Below are 6,214 nucleotides of genomic sequence, written 5' to 3' on the forward strand. Positions count from 1 at the left end.
GCTGCGCGCAGGCCAACGTCCAGAAAGCCGGAGGCTTCCTGGACGTCGCAATGCGGTTTAACGAGAGATGCACACGCCGGCTGGCGGTGCGGCGGCGCTGCTTAACCCGCAGTATTTGCCCTGCCGTGTGCGGCAGGTACGTTGAAGTCGCTGGGGTAGGAGTTGTCAACGCTCAGCTTGTAGCCTTCGTGCTGTGCCTGCTCCAGTTCAGCGCGGACTTCTGCGCGGGTCTTGGTACCTGCAACGGGGGTGGCATCAGTGCCAGGATAGCTGCTGTCGCTGTTGACCTGGTATGACGCGCGCGGTGATTGCAGCAACTCTGCGCGGACATCGGCGCGGCTCAAGGTGCTGGCGGCGCTCACTTCATTGCCGGGGTAGTTGCTGTCCTGGGCAAAGCTGTTCGCCGAGGCGAGCGCTGCAAGGGCAAGAACGGATGCGGAAACAAGTTTCGTCGATTTCATGGTGAATTTCCTTTAAGAACAAGTGTGAAAACAGGCGGGACGGGCGTTGTGCCCGTGAGGCCTTCATCGCTGAGTCGCGTTTTGAACAGGTGGCTCACCGATGTATCAAACCTTGTTCCGCGGYGCAGATACACAAGTGCGTATTGGCAGAACATTCAATTGTCGAAACCGGAACAATAACGGCGTGTAGTCCTGGAACTTTTTGGCGTTCAAAAAATTCGCCCACGTTTCTTTGCGATTTGTGAGGCGTGTTTTACGAAGGGTGAAATGCCATGAACTACGACAGCACCCAGGGAGGCTGCCACTGTTATGTGGGGCCGCAAGCCCGCTTTTCCACACCGGCCGCCCGGGTGAGTGCTTTTGCCGTGCCCCGGCGCAGGTTTTAGTCCTGCCGGGCTTCCATCTTCCTGATCACAGCGCGCGTGTACTCGGTCATGAATTCCAGAAACACACTGGTGCGTGCCGGAATGAATTTGCGGCTGGGCAGCGCTGCATAGAGCGTGTTGGTGCCGGTGGTCCAGGGCGACAAAATACGTTGCAGCGCGCCGCTGTTGAGGTGGTTGGCCACCAGGTCGATGGACTGGCTCATGATGCCCGCRCCGTCCACACAGGCGCGTATCAGCGTGTCCGAATGGTTCACCAGCATGCTGGGCTCGATTTGCACCTCCACTTCCCGATTGTTTTCCTTCGGGTTGAACAGGCGCCAGCTGCGGTGGCGGTTGGCCTGTGCCTTGATGCGCATGCATTGATGATGGGGCAGGTCTTCAGGTTGTGCGGGTGTGCCGTGGCGGCGCAGGTAGTCTGGCGAGGCGCAGAGAATACCGGCGGAAGACGCAATAGGCCGGGCGATGATGTTGGCGTCAAAGGTGTCGGCAGCGCCCAGCAGGGTGAGGTCGTAGTCTTCCACGGGCGGCATCAAGGGAGAGTCCACATAGATATCCAGCACGACCTTGGGGTAGCGCCGCGCGAACTCCGCCACCAGGGGCGCAATCACGTGCACGGCAAATACCGGCGGGGTCAGAATGCGGATGACGCCGGACATTTCCTGCGCATGGGCCTGGGCGGCGGCATGCGCTTCGTCGATGTCATCGAGGATGTGGCGCACCCGTGCCAGGTAGGCCTCGCCGGCATCCGTCAGGGCCAGGCGGCGGGTGGTGCGCTGCAGCAGCCGCACGCCCAGGTGATCTTCCAGGTCGCCGACCAGCCGCGTCACCACGGCGGAAGACATGTCGAATTTGCGCGCTGCGGCCGCAAAACTCCCGTCATCCACCACCTGCTGAAAAACGCGCATTGATTGAAGCCGGTCCATGGTTTACCCCTAAGTTAAGCCATCATTGTTGCTGATTCAACAGTAATGTATTGTTGAAATTGCTATTTTTTGATCGATTTGAATGGAATAAAGTTCATACATCGATGAGCCGAAGCCCACTACAAGGCGACTCACCGAGGCTGGACAGACGGGAAGATGAGCCCGCCATGCCCGGAACGTCACTTAACTTTGAGAGGATATTCATCATGAAATCGAACTTTATCGCCGCTTCCGTTGTTGCTGTTGCCGCCCTGACTTCCGTGGCTGCTTCTGCCCAAACCTTCAACTCCTATTTGTTTGACCAGATGCAGGCACCTGCGACCAAAACCCGTGCTGAAGTCAAAAGCGAGGTGCTGCAGGCACAAAACGCCGGCTCCGCTTCGAGCTACAACGGCGCCACCGCCCAGCAAAACCTGGGCGCTCCCCGCGCCGAGAAGGCCGGTGCAGCACCCCAGGCTGCTGCTGAAGCTGTGAAGACCAGCCAGCAATAAGCCAGTACGGCGCCGGCGCCTGGCCGGTCCCGACGCTTTTCGCCCCGGCAGCCTTTGGCTGCCGGGGCGATTGCATTTGGGCCTGCGGGATTCACGCAGGCCGTATACGACAGTATCCGGCCGCACTCTAGAATTCCCCTCATCTTGAGAACCTCCAACGCACCTTACGCCTTTGCCTTTGTCGCCGCGCAGCTGTTGGCCCTGCCGGGCCTGGGTCTGGCGCTTTACCTGTACACCGTTGGCAGGATGGCGGGCAGTGGTGGCTGGCTGATTGGAGTGTTCGAGCTGCTGTTTTCAGGCGTGGTGGTGCTGCCCGCGGTGCTGCTGTGCACGGTGCTCCTGCTGATTGCAGGCTTGTTCTCCCGGGGGCGGCCATGGGCTTGCCTCGTGCTGTTGCTGGTCAATGCGGCCGTGCTGGCTGTTGGCTGGGCGATCAGTCCAGCCACCGAAGCCGCGGAGCTGCTGGTCTGGGTCGCCACAGCGCTTTCGGCCGCGGCTGCTGCTGCGCTGGCGTGGCAGGCGTTCTCGCCGGTGACGAGGCCTGAGCGGAACATGCTGTGGGGACAGCTCCTGCTGGTTGTCGGGCTTGGGATTGGATTGGGGCTGGCAGGCGGCGGCAGTGTCCCTGCTCCGTCGCCTGCCGAGCCGGACCCCATGGCAGCGATACCGCCGGAGCGCGTATTCAAGGGACTTCTGGGTGGCAAGCCGGTGCACCTCGCGGTGCATGACTGCAAGGTCTACCGCGCCATACCCAAGTCGTCCAAGGAGCCCGGCGAGAACGGCTGGCAGATGGTGCTTGAACCCGATCTCTATCCCTTCTTCACGTATTGCGAGCGGCAGTCGCTGCAGGCAGACAATGGCGTCGTCACCGTCACCCTCGGGCGCATCGCCTTCGGTGCAGGGGGCTGCTGCGCCACGGGTGGCACTTACCGTTCCAGGGACGGTGAGCTGTGGAAGAAGCTGTGAAGTCTGCCGAATAGGGCGCCGAACAAGCTGCGTTCGAATCCTCAGGGCATCAGGTTGCTATAAAAATAATAGCTGCTTGCGCAGGATCTGCTTGGGTCAAAGCCGGTTTTCGCTTTGAAAATAACCGTTTTTAGTTGTCCGGGGACGGCAAAAATCCGGAAAAATCCCTGCCGGCATGCGGTTTCAGGGCCTTTTTTGTGTGCCAAATGTGCCGGTAGCCCAATAACAACGCGCGCGACCAGCTATCAAAAAGATAGCGATTTGCCGATGCCCTCAGTCAACCCAACCGTTATCTAACCCGCAAGCGGCGCCCAGTGGTTGTCCAGCCGCATATTTTTGAGCGCCGGCAAAGCTGTGCGGCCTGCGCCGTCGCGTGTCATTGCGGCGAGCCGCCCCCCGGCCCACAGCATGGTGTCAGCCTGGCCCTCCGCCGGAGCCGACGTGACGGCGCAGGCCTCTTCCAGCGGGAAAAAACCTGTCCAGCGCCCATCGGCCTGCCATATGGCCACGCCGTTGGCGCGCGGGCAGCTCACGGCAAAACCGCCCGCCGCCCAAGTGATGTCGCCGCCGTAGCCAGCCAGTACGCGTCCGTCGGCGGCGCAGGCTTGCAACTTCTGGCCGTCAAAAAGCGCCAACACGGGCGCGGCGGTTTTGGTTGCCRTGTCRTCATGCTCGGCCTGCAGCGCGATGCCCAGGACACGCGCCCCGCCTGCCGCCGGTGCGCGGCCCCAGGCCATGTGCCGCAGGCTCARGCGTTTGTCGGCCAGTCGCCACTGTCCCAGCAGCGCGCCGCGTCGTGTGTCCAGCCGCACCAGCGAGGCATCCATGCGGTCCATGTGAATTTTCAGCCGGCCGGTTTCAGGCAGCGCGGGGATGCCGCCGTTCGCCACGACCAAACTGCCGTCGTCATCCAGCAAAAGTTCATGCGGGTCCATGCCGTGGGTCGGCCATTCGCCAAATTTCTCCAGCGTGGCGGCATCACGCAGGCCGATCAGGCCTTCACCGGTTTCGAGATTCGTTTCGGTGGTGTAGAGCGTTTTGCCGTCGGGGCTGGCGATCACGTGGCCGTTGAAGGCGCGGTCGGGCTCGGCCCAACCCCAGGCGATGGCCTGGCCGGTGCCGTCGCCTTCGGGCTTCCAGCGCAGCAGCCAGTCGCCCGGCCGGCGGGCCACCGCCAGCAGCGTGCCGCTGCGCTCAACCCACACACCATGGGCGCGCGTCGGTACGTCGAGTGCGGCGCTGACCCGGAGCGCGGCGCTGCGATACGCCAGCACACCGACCTGGTAGCCGTGCGCGGCCTCCCAGGCGGCGGCCAGCTGCTGCGGCCGAGTAGTGGCGGTGACGGCAGCTGCCAGGGCGGGACTGAGCCAGGCGCTGGTGCCGGCCGCTGCCAGCACCAGCCATTGCCGGCGCCGCAGTGTTGTCAGGGCCTCAGCCTTATTCATGCAAATTCCTAGTCGCCGTCGGCGTCTGAAAAGCCGATGCTCACTTCCAGCGCTGGCGCGATGTCGGCTTCCGCGAGTTTTTTCAGGTCGGCCAGTGAACGCCCGGCGCTGCCCATGCCGGTCTTGTTGACGGGCGATGCGCTTTGCATGGCTTTGTCGGCTTTGTTCACCGCTTGCGCGAGCTGGTTGGCCGGCTCGTTGCGGCCGAGCCCGCGCAAATAGGTTTCCAGCGGTGCCAGGCCGGCACCGGGTAGCGGTGCTTCACGCGCCTGTGACGCGCCCAGTGTGCGCAGCGCCTGCCATTGCGCGGCCCAGCGCGCTGCAGTCTGGCCGCTGGCGCTGCGCGCATAAGCGGCGTTGCGGTTACCTTGCGCCCCGGCCATGCGGGGCTTTTCCATCTCGGCCCAGCGCAGGCGTTCCAGCGAGCCGGTCCACTGGTTGACCAGCTCGCTCATCGCCGGCCCATTGCTTTCTTCCGATTCGCCGGGTTGGCGCGCTGCCAGCTCGCCGAAGGCTTTGGCCAGCGTGTCAGCTTCGCGCTGGATATCGGCAGCCACCTGCACGGCGTAGCGGCACGCCGGCATGTCGGGTACTGACGACGAAACAGGCTGGCTCCACAGCAGCCATTCGAGCGCCGGCAAGCCCTTGGCCGGCGTGCCTATGCTTTCCATCGCGGCGGCATCTTGCGGCGCTGACTGAATCGCCCGCTTGATGAGCTCGGGCCGCGTCGGCGAAAAGTCGATCTGCCGCGCGGAGCGCCGCTGCACCAGCGGGCCGATTTGCACGCCGCTCAAGCGGTCCCAGGCGAGCGCGGTGGTTTTCCAGCGATCGCGGGCCTGCTCCAGTCGGGCAGCGGCAGTGTCTGCATTCGCATCGCACACCGCAGAGACCGCTGACGGCAAGGCACCGGCCTGTTCGGCAAACGCAGCGGCCTGCGGCGCGTACCAAAAGCGATAGACGCCGCGCATGAAATCACCCGCCGTATAGAACGGCACGGCAACGTTGGGCGCGACGGTTTGCGCGTGCAGGGCGCCGCAGGCCAGCAGGGAAAGCACGCCAGCTACAGCCAGCAGGGCAGGCCGGCATGGAGGGCGAAGCGTATTCATGAGGCTCATAACGACTCGAGAAATTTCACCAGCGCGGCGCGTTCCTGCGCATTCATCCGCAGGACTTTGTCCTTGCTGGCTTTGGCTTCGCCGTCGTGCCACAGCACGGCTTCCAGCGCGCCGCGCGCGCGGCCGTCGTGCAGAAGACGGTTGTGGCCGTTCACGTCGGGCACCAGGCCGATGCCCCACAGCGGCGGCGTGCGCCACTGGCGGCCATCGGCCAGGAAGTCGGGCCGGCCGTCGGCCAGGCCTTCGCCCATGTCGTGCAGCAGCAGGTCGGTGTAGGGCCAGATGGTCTGGCCTTGCACGGCCTTGCTGCCCAGCCGCGGAAACGGGCTTTCGCCGGTGACGTAGCTCGGGCGGTGGCAGGCGGCACACTGCGCTTGGGCAAACAGTTTCTGGCCGCGCACCACCTGGGCATCGCGCGGATTGCGGC

At 63.8% G+C, this 6,214-nt stretch carries 7 protein-coding genes; 2 read left to right on the plus strand and 5 right to left on the minus strand.

The annotated features are described in order from the left end of the window. Nucleotides 1–101: 101 nt before the first annotated feature. Both AC1D1P_RS11620 and AC1D1P_RS11625 read right to left on the minus strand, forming a co-directional pair. Nucleotides 102–461 (minus strand): DUF4148 domain-containing protein, encoded by a 360-nt coding sequence (locus AC1D1P_RS11620; RefSeq protein ID WP_477670169.1) that lies wholly within the window; start codon nt 459–461, stop codon nt 102–104. 382 nt (nt 462–843) lie between these two features. Beyond that, a complete protein-coding gene (locus AC1D1P_RS11625) occupies nt 844–1,770 on the minus strand; it encodes a LysR family transcriptional regulator (RefSeq protein WP_477670168.1) in 927 nt (308 codons plus the stop codon). A gap of 206 nt (nt 1,771–1,976) precedes the next feature. Between AC1D1P_RS11625 and AC1D1P_RS11630 the strand changes: the two genes are divergently transcribed. After that, a complete protein-coding gene (locus tag AC1D1P_RS11630; protein WP_477670167.1) occupies nt 1,977–2,261 on the plus strand; it encodes a DUF4148 domain-containing protein in 285 nt (94 codons plus the stop codon). A gap of 144 nt (nt 2,262–2,405) precedes the next feature. Continuing rightward, nucleotides 2,406–3,227, plus strand: coding sequence for a hypothetical protein (locus AC1D1P_RS11635; RefSeq protein ID WP_477673079.1), 822 nt, complete (start codon nt 2,406–2,408; stop codon nt 3,225–3,227). Nucleotides 3,228–3,520: 293 nt separating this feature from the next. Here AC1D1P_RS11635 and AC1D1P_RS11640 read toward each other — a convergent pair whose 3' ends face one another. From AC1D1P_RS11640 to AC1D1P_RS11650, 3 genes are all read right to left on the minus strand, one after another. Continuing rightward, nucleotides 3,521–4,672 carry a DUF1513 domain-containing protein gene (locus tag AC1D1P_RS11640; RefSeq protein WP_477673080.1) on the minus strand — a complete coding sequence of 384 codons (1,152 nt, stop codon included), beginning with the start codon at nt 4,670–4,672 and terminating at the stop codon, nt 3,521–3,523. 8 nt (nt 4,673–4,680) lie between these two features. Next, complete coding sequence (locus tag AC1D1P_RS11645) at nt 4,681–5,778, minus strand: imelysin family protein (RefSeq protein ID WP_477673081.1); 1,098 nt, start codon at nt 5,776–5,778, stop codon at nt 4,681–4,683. Nucleotides 5,779–5,783: 5 nt separating this feature from the next. Further along, a partial coding sequence (locus AC1D1P_RS11650; protein ID WP_477673082.1) for a di-heme oxidoredictase family protein occupies nt 5,784–6,214 on the minus strand: 431 nt, incomplete at its 5' end.

It is taken from the genome of Polaromonas sp. P1_E1_2 (genome assembly GCF_056406035.1).